The sequence below is a fragment of the Nocardia brasiliensis NBRC 14402 genome (assembly GCF_000308475.2).
Taxonomy (GTDB): domain Bacteria; phylum Actinomycetota; class Actinomycetes; order Mycobacteriales; family Mycobacteriaceae; genus Nocardia; species Nocardia brasiliensis.
In genome coordinates this window covers 95,856-114,231 of the sequence record NZ_BAFT02000045.1, presented here as the reverse complement: position 1 = coordinate 114,231, position 18,376 = coordinate 95,856, and the positions used below count along the sequence as shown (strand labels likewise).

General features: G+C 68.7%; 16 protein-coding genes. 9 read left to right on the top strand and 7 right to left on the bottom strand.

All coding sequences use genetic code 11. The features are described 5' to 3' along the window. The first annotated feature begins 330 nt into the window (after positions 1-330). The gene (locus TY25_RS14810; protein WP_042256631.1) at positions 331-3,804 is read left to right on the top strand and encodes an indolepyruvate ferredoxin oxidoreductase family protein; all 3,474 of its coding nucleotides are present in this window, start codon (positions 331-333) and stop codon (positions 3,802-3,804) included. Between the two features lie 122 nt (positions 3,805-3,926). Here the strand turns inward: TY25_RS14810 and TY25_RS14805 are convergent, their stop codons facing one another. Then, on the bottom strand, positions 3,927-4,226 hold the full coding sequence (locus TY25_RS14805) for a hypothetical protein (protein WP_029898523.1): 300 nt from the start codon (positions 4,224-4,226) through the stop codon (positions 3,927-3,929). A 406-nt stretch (positions 4,227-4,632) separates the two neighbouring features. On the opposite strand from TY25_RS14805, the gene TY25_RS14800 reads away from it, so the two are divergent. The 4 genes from TY25_RS14800 (at position 4,633) to TY25_RS14785 (ending at position 7,326) form a co-directional block, all read left to right on the top strand. Continuing rightward, positions 4,633-5,391 carry a helix-turn-helix transcriptional regulator gene (locus TY25_RS14800; RefSeq protein ID WP_052382979.1) on the top strand — a complete coding sequence of 253 codons (759 nt, stop codon included), beginning with the start codon at positions 4,633-4,635 and terminating at the stop codon, positions 5,389-5,391. An 81-nt stretch (positions 5,392-5,472) separates the two neighbouring features. Further along, on the top strand, positions 5,473-5,730 hold the full coding sequence (locus TY25_RS14795; RefSeq protein ID WP_042256629.1) for a DUF2283 domain-containing protein: 258 nt from the start codon (positions 5,473-5,475) through the stop codon (positions 5,728-5,730). A gap of 73 nt (positions 5,731-5,803) precedes the next feature. Next, complete coding sequence (locus TY25_RS14790) at positions 5,804-6,613, top strand: lantibiotic immunity ABC transporter MutE/EpiE family permease subunit (protein WP_042256626.1); 810 nt, start codon at positions 5,804-5,806, stop codon at positions 6,611-6,613. Positions 6,614-6,615: 2 nt separating this feature from the next. Beyond that, positions 6,616-7,326, top strand: coding sequence for an ATP-binding cassette domain-containing protein (locus TY25_RS14785; RefSeq protein ID WP_042256625.1), 711 nt, complete (start codon positions 6,616-6,618; stop codon positions 7,324-7,326). A gap of 468 nt (positions 7,327-7,794) precedes the next feature. Here the strand turns inward: TY25_RS14785 and TY25_RS14775 are convergent, their stop codons facing one another. From TY25_RS14775 to TY25_RS41650, 6 genes are all read right to left on the bottom strand, one after another. Next, the gene (locus tag TY25_RS14775) at positions 7,795-8,790 is read right to left on the bottom strand and encodes a DUF6895 family protein (protein WP_052382978.1); all 996 of its coding nucleotides are present in this window, start codon (positions 8,788-8,790) and stop codon (positions 7,795-7,797) included. After that, positions 8,787-9,575, bottom strand: a complete 789-nt coding sequence (locus TY25_RS14770; RefSeq protein WP_042256694.1) for an ABC transporter permease — start codon at positions 9,573-9,575, stop codon at positions 8,787-8,789. The genes TY25_RS14775 and TY25_RS14770 overlap by 4 nt, the downstream gene beginning before the upstream one ends. 5 nt (positions 9,576-9,580) lie before the next feature. After that, on the bottom strand, positions 9,581-10,507 hold the full coding sequence (locus TY25_RS14765; protein WP_042256620.1) for an ABC transporter ATP-binding protein: 927 nt from the start codon (positions 10,505-10,507) through the stop codon (positions 9,581-9,583). Between the two features lie 15 nt (positions 10,508-10,522). After that, positions 10,523-11,899 carry a lanthionine synthetase C family protein gene (locus TY25_RS14760; RefSeq protein ID WP_042256618.1) on the bottom strand — a complete coding sequence of 459 codons (1,377 nt, stop codon included), beginning with the start codon at positions 11,897-11,899 and terminating at the stop codon, positions 10,523-10,525. Further along, a complete protein-coding gene (locus TY25_RS14755; RefSeq protein ID WP_201773669.1) occupies positions 11,896-15,009 on the bottom strand; it encodes a lantibiotic dehydratase in 3,114 nt (1,037 codons plus the stop codon). The genes TY25_RS14760 and TY25_RS14755 overlap by 4 nt, the downstream gene beginning before the upstream one ends. A gap of 77 nt (positions 15,010-15,086) precedes the next feature. Continuing rightward, positions 15,087-15,263: a gallidermin family lantibiotic gene (locus tag TY25_RS41650; protein WP_115347074.1), complete on the bottom strand. Its 177-nt coding sequence runs from the start codon at positions 15,261-15,263 to the stop codon at positions 15,087-15,089. A 245-nt stretch (positions 15,264-15,508) separates the two neighbouring features. On the opposite strand from TY25_RS41650, the gene TY25_RS14750 reads away from it, so the two are divergent. From TY25_RS14750 to TY25_RS14735, 4 genes are read left to right on the top strand one after another with little or no spacing between them, the layout of a single operon-like run. Continuing rightward, a complete protein-coding gene (locus TY25_RS14750; RefSeq protein WP_042256615.1) occupies positions 15,509-16,078 on the top strand; it encodes an RNA polymerase sigma factor in 570 nt (189 codons plus the stop codon). Continuing rightward, positions 16,075-16,974, top strand: a complete 900-nt coding sequence (locus tag TY25_RS42655; protein ID WP_052382977.1) for a hypothetical protein — start codon at positions 16,075-16,077, stop codon at positions 16,972-16,974. Before TY25_RS14750 ends, TY25_RS42655 begins: the two co-directional genes overlap by 4 nt. Further along, on the top strand, positions 16,971-17,600 hold the full coding sequence (locus TY25_RS40570; RefSeq protein ID WP_052382976.1) for a hypothetical protein: 630 nt from the start codon (positions 16,971-16,973) through the stop codon (positions 17,598-17,600). Before TY25_RS42655 ends, TY25_RS40570 begins: the two co-directional genes overlap by 4 nt. Next, entirely contained in the window at positions 17,597-18,376 is a 780-nt protein-coding gene (locus TY25_RS14735; RefSeq protein WP_042256613.1) for a hypothetical protein, read from the top strand. Before TY25_RS40570 ends, TY25_RS14735 begins: the two co-directional genes overlap by 4 nt.

The window sequence follows — 18,376 nt, the reverse complement described above, 5'->3', positions numbered from 1 at the left end:
GGGCGGCGGCGCGTACGCCGACCGGCGCTGTCGTCGCCGATAGGGCGGGTCGCCGAGTCGTCGCTCCCCGCGTTCGCCGGGATGTCGCCGCGACCTCCGCCGCGCCGCTGGCCCCCCGGGCGTGCGGGCCGCGTGGCACGGCCGAGTGGTGGCAGTCACAACAGACCGCACATCATGCATAGTGTGTGCCCATTCACAGGTGATCAAATTGGGCAACATGCTCAACAAAGTGAACAAAGGTTGTTCAAGTAGCGCTTTAAAGGCAGGGTATGCGGCAAGAAGTGCTCAACTAGGAAGGCGCCCGATCGGTGCTGACCGGAGGTGGACCGAATGACCGAGCTCGCCGATCACGACCTGATCCCGGCTCCGTATGACCTCGCCGACCGTTACCGCGTCGGCGCGGGCACCGTTGTCCTCACTGGCGTCCAGGCGATTGCCCGACAGCTGGTGGAACAGCACGTGCGCGATCTGCGCGCCGGGCGCCGGGTCGGCACCTTCGTTTCGGGATACCAGGGCAGCCCGCTCGGCGGCGTCGACAAGATGCTCAGCGGCATGCCGAATGTGCTGGCCGAGCACGACATCGCGTTCGTCCCCGGCTTGAACGAGGAACTCGCGGCCACCTCGGTGTGGGGGAGCCAGGCCGACCTGCCAGCCGGTGCGGCCACGCACGACGGCGTCGTCGGCGTCTGGTACGGCAAGGGGCCCGGTCTGGACCGCGCGACGGATGCGTTGCGGCACGCCAATATGTACGGTGCGAACGCGCGCGGCGGTGTGCTGCTGCTCGTCGGCGACGATCCCGCCTCCAAGTCCTCGACCGTGCCCGCGGTGAGCGAACGCTCGCTGGCCGCGATGGGCATTCCGGTGCTGTTCCCGCGCAATGCCCGCGAGATCATCACGATGGGTCTGCACGGGGTCGCGCTGTCGCGCGCCTCCGGCTGCCTGGTCGCGCTGAAGATCGTCGCCGACGTGGCCGACGGCGCCTGGACGGTCGAGGGCAACGTGGGCGACATCGACATCACGGTGCCCGAGATCACCTGGGAGGGACGCCCGTTCAGCTACCTGCAGCGTCCGATGGCCGCGCCGACCGACAGCGTGATCGCCGAGGCGGACCTCTACGGGCCGCGCTGGGAGACGGTGAAGGCGTACAGCACGCTCAACGAACTCGACGTGATCGAGGTGAATCCGGCCCAGGCCACGATCGGGATCGCCGCCACCGGAACGACTTTCGACGCGGTCCGGCAGGCGCTGATCGACCTGGGCGTGGACGACGAGGCGCTCATGCGGGCCGGGGTACGGCTGCTGCGCATCGGTATGCCGTATCCGATTGCGCCGGAGCGGGTCCGGCAGTTCGCCAAGGGCCTCACCCGGTTGGTCGTGGTCGAGGACAAGACGGCGTTCATCGAGACGCAGCTGCGCGAAATCCTCTACGGCACCGCCGATGCCCCCGAGATCATCGGTAAGCGCGACGCTGCGGGCCGCCCGCTGTTCAGTCAGGACGGCGAGCTCACCACCGGCCGGATCGCCAAGCCGCTGTGCCGGGCACTCGACGGTTTTGTGGACATGAAACGACCGCTGCCACAGCCGTTGTCGCTGGCCGTGCTACCCGCCAAGCGCGCGGCCTATTTCTGCAGCGGCTGCCCGCACAACCGCTCCACCGCCGTGCCGGAGGGTTCGCTGGCGGGCGGTGGCATCGGCTGCCACACCATGGTGACCATGTCCGGTCGTGAGGACAGCAAGGTCACCGGCCTCACCCAGATGGGTGGCGAAGGCGCGCAGTGGATCGGTCAGGCACCGTTCACCGACGTGCCGCACCTGTTCCAGAACATCGGCGACGGAACGTATTTCCACTCCGGCCAGCTCGCCGTGCAGGCGTGCGTCGCGGCCAAGGTGAACATCACCTTCAAGCTGCTCTACAACGACGTCGTCGCGATGACCGGCGCGCAAGACGCCGAGGGCGCGCTCGCGGTGCCGCGGCTGACGCACAAGCTCGCCACCGAGGGCGTCGCGCAGATCATCATCTGCGCCGACGAGCCGAAGAAGTACCGCAAGCGTGACCTCGCCGCGGGCACCCGGCTGTGGCACCGCGACCGGCTCGACGAAGCGCAGCGCATCCTGCGCGAGATCCCGGGTGTCACCGTGCTCATCTACGACCAGCACTGCGCCGCCGACGCACGCCGTCAGCGCAAGCGGGGCACCCTGCCGGTGCGCCAGACCCGGGTGGTCATCAACGAGGCGGTCTGCGAGGGTTGCGGTGACTGCGGTGTGAAGAGCAACTGCCTGTCGGTGCAGCCGGTGGACACCGAGTTCGGCCGTAAGACCCGGATCGATCAGACCTCGTGCAACACCGACTACAGCTGTCTCGACGGCGACTGCCCGTCCTTCGTCACGGTGGAACTGCCCGAGCCAGGGAAAGCCAAGAAGCGCAAGGGCACTCAGCGTCCCACCCCGCCCGTGCTGCCGGACCTCCGGCAGGATCCGCCGACCACGACGCAGAATGTCTTCCTCGCCGGCATCGGCGGCACCGGCATCGTCACCGTGAACCAGGTGCTGGCGACCGCGGCGCTGCGCGCGGGTTACGACGTGGCGAGCCTGGACCAGATCGGGCTCAGCCAGAAGGCGGGCCCCGTCGTCTCGCACCTGCGGTTCGTCGCGGGCGTACTGGAGCCGGCGAACCGGCTGACCCCCGGCTCCGCGGACTGCATCGTCGCCTTTGACCTGCTCACCGCGACCGACAACAAGAACCTGGCCTACGGGTCGAAGGAGACCACCCTCTCGGTCGCCTCCACCAGCAAGACCCCGACCGGGGACATGGTCTACGACAAGTCGGTGCAGTACCCGGAGACGCCCGCGCTGCTGTCCCGGCTCGACCAGGCCTCGCGGGAACTGCGCTCGTTCGACGCGCTCGGCGCGGCGGAGGTGCTGTTCGGCAACACCGCGGCGGCCAACTTCCTGATGGTCGGCGCCGCCTACCAGCTCGGCGGCTTGCGCCTGCCCGCGGCGGCGATCGAGGAGGCCATCGAGATCAACGGGGTCGCCGTGAACGCGAATATCGCGGCCTTCCGCTGGGGCCGGGTCGCGATCGCCCGCCCGGACGAGTTCGCGGCGGCGATCGGCCGTCCGCAGGCCGAGCGGGCCGAGATCAAGGTTCCGGCAGACCTTTTCGACACGCTGACCGCCACCGGTGAGACCCGGCGGCTGATCGAGCTGCGCGCCGCGGAGCTGATCGGGTTCCAGGGTGTCCGGGTCGCCCGGGACTACGTGTCGACGATGCAGCGGGTGTGGACGGCGCAGGAGCAGGTCACCGGTCGTACCGAGTTCAGTGAGCAGGTGGCGCGGGGGCTGTTCAAGTTCACCGCGTACAAGGACGAATACGAGGTCGCGCGGCAGCTGATCGACCCGGCCTTCCTGGACCAGGTGGCGGGTCAGCTGCCCGAGGGCACCAACCTCACCTACAAGCTGCACCCGCCGATCCTGCGCGCCATGGGCCGCAAGAAGAAGATCGGCATCGGACCGCGCGGGCACCTCGCCCTCAAGGTCCTGGCCAAGGGAAAGCGGCTGCGCGGCACCAAGTTCGACATCTTCGGTTACGCGCACGTTCGTCGCGTCGAGCGGGAACTGCTGGCGCACTACACCGAAATGGTGCTGGCACTGGCGGGTTCGCTCGACGAGGCGGGTTACGACCGCGCGGTCCAGGCCGCCGCGCTGGCCGACACAGTGCGTGGCTACGAGGGCGTCAAGCTCGCCAACGTGGAGGTGTACCGAAACAGCCTGCGCGAACTCGGAATCGAGCCGCCGCAGGTGTGAAGCAGCGCGGCCTGGGCAGTAGGCCGCGCGCCTGGTCGAGCGTAAAGGCCACGCTCCCAGGCATATGAGAAGCGACCCGGAACCGCATCGGTTCCGGGTCGCTTCGCTGTCGGGACCGCGCGTCAGGCGCCCGGCCTGCGGTGGCGGCAGACGGTGACGGCCAGGGTCGCCGGCGGGGTCAGCGTGAGAATCCCGAGCACGGCCACCACCAGCGGCGCCTGCGCGGGCAGGGCGAGGCACAGGGCGACCACGCCGGCGGTGATGACGAGGGCGAGTACGGACACGCCGAAGCCGTGCCAGGTCCGGCGGATGCCGAGCGCGCGGCCGCGCGGGGCCGGCACCGGGGCGAACGGCGCGGGATCGGGTGCGGGACCGGCCGCGGCGGCATCGCTGCGGACGGGATCGGGCGTGAGCAGAGGCACTGTCGTCTCTCAGGGTTCAGTGGACAAGTCGCGCAGGCAATACCCGTTCGCCGGCGGCTCAATCAGCCCGAATCGGTCTGATTTTCCGACACCGCCGCGGCCATCCGAACCTCGATCGTGCACCGGGTCGGCCGAGGGCGACGAACTTCGGACCGGGAGCAACACTGGACGGCCCGCCGGCGTGGTGCGGGATCTCGTTGCCGCACGCCGAAGTTCGTACCTGACGTGCACTCATCATAGCTTATGTGCATGGAGGCCTGTGCTGCGGCAACGTCTTCCGCGCGACTGCCGCCGGGGTCGCTGCGAGAGCTTCTCAAATCTGTTGCCCCGAAATGGAACCGATCGGGTATCGGCCGCGTCTAACCCCGTGACTAGACACAGTAAGGACAAAAAGGTGGGGGTTTCCATGAACGCTTTGCAGCTGAGTCAGGGCATCGAGGCGACGGCCACGACCACCGCGTTCGCGCATCCGAGCCTGCGCGACTATCTGGATCCGGCGGACGGGCGGTGGGGCAGTCTGTTCGCGGCACCGTTCCGGCTCGAGTTCGCCGAGTACGACGAGTTGAGCGACCGCCACGACACCGAGGGAGCGCCGATCGTGCTCCCCGTGCACACCGAGTGCCAGGCCGAAAAGCTGCGCTCGATTCGGGCGCGGCACGCCATGACCCTGCTCGTCGCGGTCACCAACGACGTCACCGGTCATTCGACCTACCTGGCGATCCGGGCCGGCGCCAACTTCGTCATCAACCTCGCGATCTCGATCGAGCGGCAAGCCGAGGTCCTGCGCGCCCGGCTGCTCGACCATGTCAGCGCGCAGCCGAGAAGGCCGCGTCCGCCGGTCCTGGGCGCGGTACCCGATCGCGCCCCCGCCGCCCGCGAAACGCGCGCTGCCCGCGACACTGCGCCCGCCGTCCCGAACGGCCTGCGCGCCGCCAGTCCGATCGGCCGACCCGAGCTGGACGAATTCGACGCTCGCCTGCTGCGCATGCTGAAGACCTCGATGACCGTCGCCGAAATCGCCCGGCAGAACTACCTTTCGGAACGGTCGATGTACCGCCGCATTCGCAATCTCTACGACGTCCTGGGCGTCGCGGGCCGCAACGATCTGGTGAACTCGGGTGCGCACGACCAGGCCCGGGCGCCACTCACCGTGCTTCGCGGCTGACCGGCGCGGACCGCACGCCCGCACGACCAGCAGCCGCCCGCAGCGGCTGCGGCGAATCCACGACTACCGAAGGATCCGAGCATGAACCCCGACCTCATCGACTACGTGACCTGGGACGACCAGCACAACGTCGCCTACCTCGCGCTGCGGCAGAACACCGCAGGCCCGCGCTACGCCGCCCGAACCCTGCCGGTCCAGGACAGCACGGACAACGAGGTCGTCGCCGCGCTCGACTTCGGCGCGGACGGCGAACTGATCGGCATCGAACTCCTGCGGGCCGACTCGCAGTTGAGCGCCGCACTGAAGGCAGCGGCACGCACGGAACGCGAAACGGATTGATCGGCGATTCGCGGTGAACCGTCCGGCCGCTGCTCGCTACGTACCGGAGGAGACCGAAAGAACGAGGAGACCCATGGCCACCACCGCACCACATCAGGGGCTCGAAATACGCCCCGGGCGGGACCAACCCAGCCTGTGGCATGTCACGGCGACCGAACTGTCCAGGATGCGGCGTGGCTTCATCGGCTGGTTCGTGATCCTGGTGCCCATCATCCTCACCGTTCCGCTCTATCCGATGTCGCTGGCTTCGCCGGAGGGCAAGTCCGGTCACGCGTGGATGGTGTTTCGCGACGTCACGCTCGAAGGCTGGGGCGTGCTCATTCCGATGACGGCGGCGCTGCTCGCCGCGCTCTCGGTGCGGGCCGACCAGGACGCCTGGCGGCTGCTCTTCTCGTACGCGGTACCGCGAACGAAGTACCTGCTGGGCAAGTACTTCGCGTTGGCGGCATTGTCCGCGGTCTCGACGACACTACTGGCGGCACTGCTGTGTGTCGGTGCGGCGCTCGGCGGTCGGCTCGGCAGCAGCATCGGGACCATCGTCGCGGCGAGCTTCCTGCCTTGGCTGGCCGGACTGGGTTGCGCCGCAGTGGCTTTGGTCGTCTCGGTGGTGTGGGGTCTCGGGCCGACCATCGCGATCGGCGTCGTCGGCATGATGAGCGGCATGCTCATCGCCGACAAGACGTGGTGGATGGCGGTGCCGTTCGCGTGGCCGATGCGCGTCATCCTGCCGCTGGCCGGCATCGGGCCCAACGGAGTTCCGCTGCCGGCCGACAGCCCGGTCCGCGATCACGGGGTGATTCTCCCCGCGATAGCCCTGTCGTTCGGACTGGCGGCGGTTGTCCTGGCGCTGGGTTCGGCGCACCTCGAGCGCAAGGAGATCTGACTGTGGCGGCGTTGGAAGTCTCGCAACTGCACAAGCATTACGGAAAGCATCGCGCGCTCGACGGCGTCGAGCTGTCGGTCCGAACGGGCGAGGTCTATGGCCTGCTCGGCCCCAACGGCGCGGGCAAGTCCACCCTGATGAAGACCGTGCTGGGGCTGCAGCGGCCGACCAGTGGACAGATCCAACTGTTCGGCAAGCCCTACCACCGGGCGCAGTTGGTCGATGTCGGCGCGCTGATCGAGACTCCGGGACTGTGGCCGAAGCTGGACGCGTTGACCCATCTACGCATTCACGCGAAACTGCGCGGCGTGCCCGAAGCCTGGATCGAGGAGGCGTTGGCCGTGGTGCAACTGAACGACGTCCGGGACCGCAAGATTCAGGCCTTCTCGCTCGGAATGCGCTGGCGGCTCGGCATCGCCATCGCATTACTCGCGCGACCGAAGCTGTTGCTGCTCGACGAGCCGACCAACGGACTCGACCCGGTGGGCATCCGGGAGATGCGCGGGATCATCCGTTCGCTCGCGGCCAACGGCACCACGGTGTTCATTTCCAGCCACCAGTTGACCGAGATCGCGCAGGTGTGTGACCGCGTCGCGGTGCTGGTAGCGGGAAAAACCCGCTACGAGGGAACGCTGGAGGGCATCGCGGGCGACGGTGATCTCGAAGCAGGATTCTTCCGCATCCTCGAGTCCTGTGATTCGCATATTCGCTGAAGCGCGCGGGCGCAGTGCCGAGTGAGGGCGATCCGAACAGCCGATTCGGATCGCCCGGCATCCTGGCTCGCAAAACCGAAGCCACCGTCGGACTGCTGCTGGGCAAGCAGGAAACCCGTCGCGCGCAACGGAAGCGGACGTGCGGTCAGCCCGAGTTCGGCGCAGCCGCGCAGCAGCGTCGCGAGCGCTTCGAGGTCGTAGCGCCGAATCGCCAGCACCAGTAGTGAATCCAGCACTACCGCCCACGTGGCCACGGGTGCGGTTGATGCGGGGAGGTTGTCGAGGGCGCGCCAGCGAACCGGGTCCGCGCACAGCAGTTCCATCGGTGCCGGCTCCGGAACATGCTCCTGCGCACCGGCTTCGGCGACGGAGCCGACTCCGTCGTCGAGGGCGTCATCGACGCCGATCAGCCACGCTCGGGCAGCACCGAGCGCGTGTTGCGTGCGGGACCGCTGTGCCTCGGCGACATTATCGAGCACGGTGGCGCTCCCGTTCTGCGGCGGCCATCGCCGCGACCATGGTGGTGTGGTGACAGGTTCCGAAGGCATAGCCCTCGGCGACCTCGTCCCGCAAAGTCGACCAGCGGGCCGGGTCGAAGAGCGGCCCGGGCACCGCGCCGTCGGACAGTCTGTGCCGCGCCAGGGTGTGCCAGCCATGCGTGGTCAGCGCGCAGTCGGGCGGTCCGATGGCCAGCAGACACAGCAACAGTTCACCCGCTAGATCCATGTCGCCGAGGGCGAGATAGGTGCCGAGCAGTGTGCGCAATGCCTCGACGAGCTCCGGCTCGACCGGTGTCGGCCGAGCGGCGAAATCCGTTGCGTAGAAGAGGACGTGGGTGAGCGCGTAGACCTCGTCATCCCGCAGATAGAGGGGGTCGGGCGCGCCCGCGATGATGGAGAGTTCGAGCAGATCGGCGCTCGGCGGCAGCGGGTTGGGAAACTGGCCGAGCTCGAGGACATAGTGCAACTCCAGGCGGCTCAGCGGTGTACGCCAGGCACCGTGCTGGCCGCCGCAACCGGTGGCGAGGACTGTCCGGACGCGCTCCGCGGCACCCGGCACCGGCCTACCGAGCTCGGCGAGCAGCGCGACCAGGTACGCGCGATACGGAAACTTGTCGTCACCGAGGCCCAGTGCCGCGTGGAACGAGTCCGTGGCGGCCAGCGAATGCGCCAGCTCGACCGCGTCCGCGATGAGCGGATGATCATGGAATCGGCCACGGCGCAGGATGCGGCAGAGCATGAGCAGTTCGAGCGCGGCGCCTTCGCGGAACGGCCGGGGCGGCAGCATCCGCTCCCATATGTTCGGGTCGAACCAGCGGAGGTGAGCGTGCAGCCAGGCCACCGCGGCGTCCAATATCGGCGCATCGCCGCGGTATTCGATCGGGCTGATCGCGGGCCAGACCGGGTAGCCGCTTACCTGTCCGCGCAGGTCTGCGTCGAGGTACCGGTCGGCCACCGGCGTCACTGCCCGATCCTGAGGCGGATCGCCGCCGCGAAGAACACCGCGAGCGCCGCGAGCACGAGCACGTCCACCCCGGCTGGGACGAGGCCGCGTTCGGCACCCACCAGCACATGCCTGCCCAGATCGACCAGATAGGTCAGCGGGTTGAGCCGGATCAGCACCGAAAGCCAGGTGGGGACCACCTCGGGTTGAAACACCGATCCGGAGAGGAACAACATCGGCATCATCATCATCTGCACACTCGCCTGCAGGGTTTGGATCTGGCGGAAAGCGGTGGCCAGAAACAAGCCGAGCAGACTGAACACCGCGGAACCGAACAGGTAGATCAGCGCGGCCACGGCGATCTGCCCCATGGTCGGCGTCAGTCCGAAAACCGGTGCGCACGAGAGCAACAGCAGGCTCTGTATGCCGACGATGACGCCGGTGCTCGCTACTTTGCCCAGCGGCAGGCACATCCGGGGCACCGGGGCGACGGTCATCTCGCGCAGGACGCCGAACTCGCGGTCCCAGGCGTAGGACAGGCCGGTCGCGATGCCGATCGTCGCCACCTGAATGGCGATGATGCCGGGGAGGATATACGCGCTGAACGACACCGAGTCGACGGTGCCGACCATCGCGTCGAAGCCGACGGCGTAGATCGCGATGAAGAACAGCAGTTGCGCGGCATTGCTGAGCAGCAGCCCGGGACGCCGGAGCTGCCGTTGCAGGTCCCGTCCCGCGATCACCGCGATCGCCCGGACACCGCTGACCATCGCGTGTTCCCGCGCAGGGGCGGCAGTCGGATGCATCGTTGTCATGAAATGCCTTTCCCGGCACGGGCGGTGGCGGCGACATAGACGTCGTCCATCGACGGGTTGTGCACGGTGACGCTCGAGATCGGCAGCTCGAGCACGCGCACGATATCGGCGACGCGGCGATCGGGTTCGGTACATCGCACCTCGAGCTCGGTGAACCCGGTGACCACCTCGAACCCCGCCCTGCGCAACTGTGCGGCGGCCGTCTCGTCGTCGTGGGTCCGCAGCCGGACACAGGAGACCCGTAACTCGTCCTTCAGCTCGACCGGCGAACCGGAGCGACCGATCCGGCCGGCGGACATGATCACGATCTCGTCGGCGTATTCGGCCTCGTCGAGATAGTGGGTGGAATACAGGGTGGTGACACCGAGTTCGTCGCGCATTCGGAGGAGATCTCGCCATACGACGCGACGAGATTGTGGATCGAGGCCCGTTGTGGGTTCGTCCAGGATGAGCAGTCCGGGGCGATGGAGCAGTGCACGAACAAGTTCCACGCGTCGCGCGGTGCCGCCGGACAGTCGTTCGATCGCGGTGCGCCGGTGCGCGGTGAGCTCGAGCAGGTCGAGCAGGCGATCGATCTGCGCGGCAGTGTCGACTCGGCGCATGCCGAAGAGCCGGGCATGGAACCAGAGGTTCTGCTCGACCGTGAGTTCCTTGTCCAGCGTGCGTTCCTGGAACACCAGACCGAGTTGGGCGCGGGCCCGCATCGGTGCCACCCGTACATCGCTGCCGAAGATCCGCACCGTGCCCGCGGCCGGCCGCGCCGCCGTCGAGAGCACATTGAGCAGGCTCGACTTTCCCGCACCGTTCGGCCCCAGCAACGCGGTCAGCTTGCCTGGTACCGAATGCAACGAGACCGAGTCGACGGCCAGCGTGCTGCCGTAGCGCACGACGATATCCGAGAGTTCGAAGGCGTTGACTGCCATCGGACGACCCCTTTCTCAGCTCAGCGCGAGGACGCGGTCCCAGGGATGCCGTGCCGTCTCGGCACTACCGTCCGGGAGCACCGACAGCAGCGCGCACGCCACCCCGGCCGCCCCCTCCAGCAGTCCGGCGATATCGAGCAGCTTGAATTCGCTCGGCCCTGGCGCAGACCTCGGATACCGCATCGGCTGCCGGAACACGAAGGGCGCGGCCGGATCCGCCATGTCGAGGATCGTCGCGGCGAGCCGGTGCTGCGCGGCCAGTAGCACGTCGTCCTGTTCGGCGGTGCCGATGCGATGGACCACCTGGAGCAACCCCGCGTAACCGTGGCAAATCGTCGGTCCCGCCAGGGTCCAGCGCGATTCGTCCCGGGCCAGCGCGTCGTGCAGTGCCCGGACGGCATGCGCGCGCCACTCGGGGATGCCGAGAGTCTGACCGGCGTGGTGTACCGCCGCCGCGACGCCCGGCGCGCCATAACACCACGCGGTCCTGGTGAACAGATCTTCCGTTGCGGTGGCGGCGATTTCGTCGTCGAACGGTATTCGGCAGGGCCAGTAGGTGCCCTGGTCGTCGGTGCGGATCCAGCGGATCAGCCACTGCACCATGCGGGTCAGCGCCGCGCGCTGTCCCGGCACCTCGTGCCCGCGGCGCAAGGCCGCCGACAGCACCGCTATCGGTCCCGGAATGCCGTGTGCGAGACCGAGATTGAAGTCGCCGCGCGGATAGTCGATCCGGTCCTGCTCGACGGGTTGCGCCGCCGCGGGAACCCACCAGCCGGGCACGATGTGGCCGTCCACGGTGATCGGTTCACTGATCTGCACCAGGTACTGCAAGGTGTCGTAGAGGGCGCGCCGGACTTCCGCGCTGTTCTCGTCCGGATCGTCGAGGGAATCGAGCAATATTCGTGCGGTGCCGGACAATCCGTTGACGATGTCGTAGCACTCCCAGGAAATACCGGGCCCCGGCTGGGCGCGCAGGCGCCGCAGTCGGGTCAGCTGGTCGTCGGCCAGCCAGGCGGCGAGTTTGCGTCGCAATCCGGGGTAGTGGCCCTCGCAGGTCTGCGCGGCCGCCAGCAGCGCCGCCGGTCCCGCGTACAGCCCCCGGCTCGGCTGACTCGACATCGTCTCGCCCGCCGCGCGGACGTGGTCGTGGGTCGTGCTCGACCAGGACGGAGTCCGGCGAGCCAACTCCGCGTAGAACATCGCCGTGCCGGGCAATCCGGTGGACAAGGTCATCGGTCCCCACATCACCGACCCGTAGATGGGGTCGTGATTGTCCGGGCGGTCCGCGATCGTCGCGATGGCGGCGGGATCGGCCAGCCGTTCCGCGACCAGGGTGACGAGTTCGGCCGCCCGTTCGGCCGGCGAAACCTGTTGCGGTAGGGCGGTGCTCATCGTGCGTGCCTTCTTTTGCCGAAGTTGTCCTGCACGGCGCCGCGGGCAATGGCGACCGCCGCGCGCTCTCGATCGGAGTCGCCGCCGAAGAGCCGATTGCAGCTCATGTGCATCAGGCTGCCGACGAGCCGTTGGTGCCGGAGCGCAGGGGCTGTCAGTGCTGCGCGCAGTTCGCGGACGGCGGTGTCGCGGGTGTGGAGTACGTCCAGCGCAGCAGCGCCGTACGGGTCGGCGCGCAGCCCGTCCCACCCGCCGTGCGGGTCGACCAGCCGCCGCCAGTTCTGTGCGTCCACCCGGTAGGCCGCAGGCAGGTCGGCTCGTGCGCCGGTCATCGACAGCCAGGCGAAGGCCGCGTCGGTTGCCCGCCGGTTGTCATCCGCCGGGTTCGGCTCGGGTGGACCGTAGGCGGCGGCCAGCGCCGCGACGGAGACCGCGGCGAAGGTATCCAGCGTATGCGGGCACGAGGGGTCGTCCACCAGCTCGAGAAACCGGATCGCGCGACTGTCTGCCTCGAATACTCGCTCGGCCAGCGCCATGGCCGCCACGCCGCCGTATCGTTCCAGTTCGGCTTCGTAGGGCTCGATACGGTGCGTTCTGATCAGCCCCCCGCGCTGCCATTGCTCGAGTTGACGTCCGAGTGACGACGCGGCCGCACCCCACAGATCCGCGGCCGGGCCGTGGCATCGGATCCGCAGATGCGGCCCGTTCGGCCCGGTGTACCGAATGAAGAACCAACGGTCGCAACCGTTTTCCTGAGCTCGCTCGACCAGGCCGGGCAGGTGCACACGGAGGAACTCGCTCTGCTCCGCTACCGGAAGGTACAACTCGAGCGAGAGCCAGTCGCTGCCGAGCCCGGCAGCCGTCCGATCCACCCCGAGGCGGCCACCGTGCGGCGAGCGGGCCGGGCGAGTGTCGCGCCGTGACAACGGCACGACGATCTCCATCGCGTGCCCATCGATACCGTCGAAATATTCGTCGTCCCCGGGTATCTCGTGCGCGACGAGGCCGGGGTCCTTGCGCAGTTCGTCCCACAGCAGCCCCAGATGGGCGGGATCGGTCAGGTCGAACAGCAACCGCTGATCCATCTGGACGGTCAGGATCCGCCCGGGCACCCGCCACTCGCGCCGCCATGCGGCGACCGCTGCCGCGAAGTCCGGCTCGGCCACACCGAGGAGCGCGTCCATGCGCCACACCGCAGGGGCCAGCACGAAACGGCCGTGCCTGATCCGCGGCACGAAGGGCAGCTCTGTCAGCCCGGACCAGGTCCACGGCTCCCACAGTCGTTGTCCCTCCAACCCGATCTCCCACAGCAGCCGGGCGGCGTTGGGCGCCTGGGTCATCGGGCTGATCATGTTGTTCAGCACCGGAACGATCTCCCGGCCGGTCGGCAGATGTACCGCACACAACCGCTCCGTCGTCGCACCGACGGCTACCTCGGCGAGGGGGATCTCATCGATGCCGACGGCCGCGGGCAGTCCGATGCTGATCCGGCTGCCGCTGTGCACCGCGCAGTGGGCGAGGTTCGCCGCTTTGCCGGAACGTGTCATGAAGGCCAGGTCGACGCGCATCGCGCCGTTCACGTGGACCGGAATCGCCGCGGACTCCGCCGCGATCTCGGCCCGAATCTCCGCCGGCAGCAGGTCGGCGAAGCGGGCGAGCGTCGCCCCCGCGTGGTGGGAACCCGGGCTGGGTGCCAGCACGATCCGGAAGTCCCCGGCCGACAGCGCGTCCAGCGACGCAGCGATGACGTGGAAGGTGATCTCGCACGAGTTCGGCGCGTCCGTGTCGCCGTCGTCCGTGCCGATCAGGTCGTGCAACATCGCGTCGGTCAGCTCGACCTCGCGCAGGCCGTCGCGTAGTGCGACTCCGGCCAGTTCGTGCAGCAGTCGAATTCGGCTCGGTTCGCGAGCGATGGCCGAATCCGGCTTCGTCTCTTGGCTTTCCGGCCAGATATAGCCGGCGGGTGCACCCATGCCCCGCGTGGCGTCGAGCAGCTCGCCGACGCGGACCAGGCGATCGGTGCCGTAGCGTTCGAGGAATTTCGCGTGATAGTCGCGCAAGGCGACGAGGCCGAGCTTGGCTGCCGACATCCGCCACATCAACTCGGCCGCGCGCTCGACCTCGGTGCGCACCTCGAGCGGTAACTGGACGTCGATATCCACCGCCGTATCGATGTGCAGCGGTGTGTCGTAGGAGTGCAGGCGGTCGGCCAGCGCCGCGGTCTCGATCAACCGCGCGGTCCCGGCCTCCAGGGACAGTAGATCGCTCGATCGCCGTCGGTCATCGATCTCGCGCAGCGCGCGCAGCGTCGCCGCGATCGGTGCGGCCGGATCTCCGACGGCCGCGAGGACGTCGATCACGTGGTCGAGTGGGTCGCCGCCGTCCAGCGGTGGCCGCAGCTCGGTGAGCAGGAATTCCTGCTCGACCAGTACCCGTAGCACCTCGGCCACGCGGTGCGGCGGGGCCCCGAAACGGACCGCGATCGTTGCCGTGAGTTCGTCGATCGGGATCATCTGCTCGGCGGCGGCCAGCGCGGCGTGGACCACCGGCGAGTTCCGTAGCGACACCACCGCCCGGGTCTGTCCGTCGAGCGGTGCGCCGAGCGGTGACGGGCAGTCGAGCACCACCCGGTCGCCGCGACCGGACAGTGCCGGGTGGGCCAGTACCCGTAGCCCGGGTAGCAGCTCCGGCCTGCTCTGCAACTGCTGTACGAGGCCGAGCAGCCATTGCATGTCCGCGTGTGTCCTGGTGCGGTGGCGGGTGCCGCGGTCGAGCTTCGCCGAGGAATCGAATCGGCCACCCGTCACGCCGGAGAAGACGCCGAACGGCGTCGGGCGCATCCGTGTTCGGATGTCGTAGCGGAGTACCGCGAGCGCGGCGCGGCGCAACTGGGTTGCTTTGATGCCGCGGTGTTCGCCGCGGTGGACGCGGTCGAGCAGGTTGCCGAGACTCGGGCTGGCCAGCGTGATCGCGGTGCGCAGCGTGGTATCGGCCGCGGCGGCGCGCACGATGCCGAGGTGGCCGCCCGCGGTCGGGATGCCGGAGCGGCCGAGCGCCAGCGGGGCGCGGAGCATGAAGACATCCCAGGCCCGGAAGATCGAATCCGACACCAGCCCAATTCCTTTGCGATGGTCGACGATGTGGGGGCACCCGGGCCGCGCGGTGCCGCGCGGCCCGGGTCTGGCGATCAACAGCAGTGGCTGCAGCCGCTGCCGCCGCCCGAGCTGGTGCAGCCCGGGGTGCAGTACGACCAGCTGTTGATCGCCGCGTTGCCCTGGATGTTGCCGACGCCGACGCGGATGTCGAGATCGAACAGATCGACTGTTTCGACGGTCTCCACCGGTTCCATGGTCACCGTGCTCACGGTGTTCTCCTCTTCTGTGGCACTGCCCGGCTGATCGAACGACCCGGCCGAGGGAGGCCCAGCGTTCCCACCGGGCCTGCCGGCCGGTGCTGTTCCCCCGGTAACGAGACAAGCACCGCACACCACACGGCGACAACGTCTCGACCGGTATCTGGCAGCGTCCGAGGCCGCTGCCAACTCTGCGCAGCGCGCCGAATTCCGATCCGGGTTGAACCGTTCGGCGCGCACCCGCTACACACGACTGTGTGGACTCGGACGAAGCGTTGCTGGCCGCGGTGGCCAAGGGCGACCAGGCATGCCTGCGTGTGCTCTACGACCGGCACGCGCCCGCGATGCTGCGGGTGGTGCGCCGGATGACGGCGCAGAGCGGGGTCGCGGAGGAGATCCTGCAGGAGACCTGGCTGGCCGTGTGGCGCTCGGCGGACAGTTTCCGCGGCGAATCCTCCGCCCGCGGCTGGCTGTTCGGTGTCGCCAAACGCCAAGCCCACAACTATCTGCGCAAGTCGGTGCTCGCCACGGTCGATCTCGACGAGACGCCGGAGATATCCGATCACGCGGGGACGGTGGAAGACATCGTGCTCGCCAACGCCGCCCGCGGGGATCTCGCGGCCGGCATTCGCGACCTGCCGGAACATCTTCGCGACGTCCTGTTGCTGGTGCTGGTCGACGATCTGTCCTACCCGGATGTCGCCACGGTGCTCGACATTCCCGTGGGTACGGTGAAGAGCCGAATGTCGCACGCGCGCAAGCGACTTGCACAGGCCCTGTCCGGCACCACCGCCGATCTGTCCATTCGTTACGGAGGCGAGCGATGACCAGCCCGAACACCCTGGGCCCACACCTCTCCGACGATCAACTGATCGGCGTACCGGACGATGCCGCCAGAGCACACCTGCGTGCCTGCGCGGAATGTCAGGCCCACGCTCAGATTTGGCAGCAGATGGCAGTCGCGGCCCGCCAGGTTTCCGCCGATCTGGTGGGTGCTGCTCGTACGCCCTCCTTCGATGCGCTGCTCGGCGACGCGCTCGGAATGCCCTGGGCGACAACGAACGAGGCAGTGCGCCCGGGGTGGCGAGCCTCGCTCCTGCTGACGGTGACGCTGGCTCGGGCACAGCTACGGCTGCTGCCCCGGGCACTCGTTCTGTTGAGCGCGCTGGGCTTCGTGGGTTCGGTGCTGCTCGCTGTGCTGACGCGGCACAGCGGCGCTGCCGCACCGCTGTTCGGTCTCACGGTGACCTTGCTCTTCCAGCTCGGCACGCTGGCGACCTGCATGCCTCGATCCGATCCACGGTTGGAGTTGTTCGCCACCTTGCCCATCGCGCCGGCGGCGGTGTTCGCGTGCCGGCTGATCGTGGTTCTCGCCGCCGATCTCGCGCTGGCACTGCTCGCCTCGCTGCTCGCCAGCGGCGTGGGTGCGTCCGCCGATTTCGGCGCGACGGTCGCGGGTTGGCTCGGGCCCGCGTTGCTCGCCTCCGCGGTCGGCGTCGCCGGTGCGGTCTGGCGTTCCCCGCCGGTCGGTGCCGGCGCGGGTGCGGTGATGTGGCTGCTCGGCGCGGCGGCCACCGCGGATGCCGGACCCGCGCACCGCGTCGGCGCGGTGATCGCACCGCTGTGGTCCACCTCGGTGCTCACGCTCGCGGTCGCCGCGCTGCTGCTGGTCGCCGCCGCGGCCGGGATGAGCAGGCCGCGCTATCGCACCGTGGCCGGATGAACCGAATCGAGCGGCTCGGCTACCACAATGAGGTGAATCCGATCTGGTGGTACGAGATCCGGCGCTGCGGGCCCGGAGTGCTGGTGACGGCGCCGCTGGTGGGCGTCGTCATCGGCATCGCGCTGGTGGCTTTCGACGGCACGATGATCCTGCGCACGATCGCCATCGAGGTCGTCGCGCTGACGGCCGGGCTGGCCACCGCGGCGGTACTGGGCCGGGAGCGGATGGGTGAGCTGCACCTGACCGTGCGGACGCCGTACCCGCAGACCGTCGTGCGCCGCCTCGTCCTGGTCGGGGCATCGGCGTGCGGTGCGGTGGTGCTGATCGGCCTGCTCGGCTGGTCCGCGGGGCCCGTTGCCGCAGGACCCCTGCTGGTGAGTACGCCCGCGTTCGCCCTCGCGTTGATCAGTGTCGCGACCTACGTCGTCGTCACCTCGGGTTCCGCTGCGGGTGCCTCGGCGATCGTCGTGACCGTCTGGTCGGCGAAGCTGCTCTTACTGGATCAGGTCGTGCGCGGTGTATGGGCACAGGCCGCGGTCATGGTGACGCTCGCGGCACTGTTCGCGTGGCCCGCGGCAATGCGCGTCGCGGACAGCGAGACCCAGCTGCGCGAGGTGCGGGCATGACCGGCCGGTCCCTCGGGGCGCTCGGCGCGACCGTCCGTTACGAGGCGTTGCTCTCCTTCCGGCACCGCACGGTGTGGCTGTCGTTGCTGCCGCTCGTCGCGTTGATCATGGTGCTGGGGGAATTCCCGTACGGCCGGAATCGAACAAGCGATATCGCCGCCGTGGGCGAGACCGCCTTGCTGATCAATTTCCTGGGCTCCCTCGGTATCGCCATCGTGCTCGCCGATCGGCTCGCCGGACAGCGGCGACCAGGATTGCGGGAATTGTTCGGTGCCACACCGTCCGGTGGACTGACCAGAACGGCAGGCCTGGTCCTGGGCCCCTGGCTGATCGCCTCGGTGCCCGCGACCGTGGTCCTGGTGAGCATGGGGGGATGGCTGGCGATCACCTCGGGTGGGCCCGGCCCGCTCGGCGCTGCAATGATCGGTGTGCTCACCATCGTGGCGCCCGGATCCTTGCTACTGACCATGCTCGCGAACGTCGCGGCCCTGTTGCTGCCCAGCGCCGTCGCGCGTGTTCTCCTGGTGCCGTTCTGGTACTGGGCGACGCTGCTCACGCCACTGCTCCCGATACCGACGCCGGCCCGGACCGTACTGTCGCCGCTCGGCGATTACCAAGCGGCGCAATGGCTCGAGGTCGCACTGCCCGGGCGAAGCGGCGGTTGGCTGTATCCGGCGGTGAGCGTTACGTCCTCGATCCTCGCCTGCGGGCTCACCCTGGCGGTGACGGTGCTCGCCTTTTTCATCGGCCACGCGATCACGACCAAAGGTCGTTGA

Coding starts and splice junctions, on each gene's coding strand:
- TY25_RS14735 (WP_042256613.1), top strand. CDS start 17,597: ATGACCGGCCGGTCCCTCGGGGCGCTCGGCGCGACCGTCCGTTACGAG.
- TY25_RS14810 (WP_042256631.1), top strand. CDS start 331: ATGACCGAGCTCGCCGATCACGACCTGATCCCGGCTCCGTATGACCTC.
- TY25_RS14800 (WP_052382979.1), top strand. CDS start 4,633: ATGAACGCTTTGCAGCTGAGTCAGGGCATCGAGGCGACGGCCACGACC.
- TY25_RS14765 (WP_042256620.1), bottom strand. CDS start 10,507: ATGGCAGTCAACGCCTTCGAACTCTCGGATATCGTCGTGCGCTACGGC.
- TY25_RS14795 (WP_042256629.1), top strand. CDS start 5,473: ATGAACCCCGACCTCATCGACTACGTGACCTGGGACGACCAGCACAAC.
- TY25_RS14760 (WP_042256618.1), bottom strand. CDS start 11,899: ATGAGCACCGCCCTACCGCAACAGGTTTCGCCGGCCGAACGGGCGGCC.
- TY25_RS14790 (WP_042256626.1), top strand. CDS start 5,804: ATGGCCACCACCGCACCACATCAGGGGCTCGAAATACGCCCCGGGCGG.
- TY25_RS14770 (WP_042256694.1), bottom strand. CDS start 9,575: ATGCATCCGACTGCCGCCCCTGCGCGGGAACACGCGATGGTCAGCGGT.
- TY25_RS40570 (WP_052382976.1), top strand. CDS start 16,971: ATGAACCGAATCGAGCGGCTCGGCTACCACAATGAGGTGAATCCGATC.
- TY25_RS42655 (WP_052382977.1), top strand. CDS start 16,075: ATGACCAGCCCGAACACCCTGGGCCCACACCTCTCCGACGATCAACTG.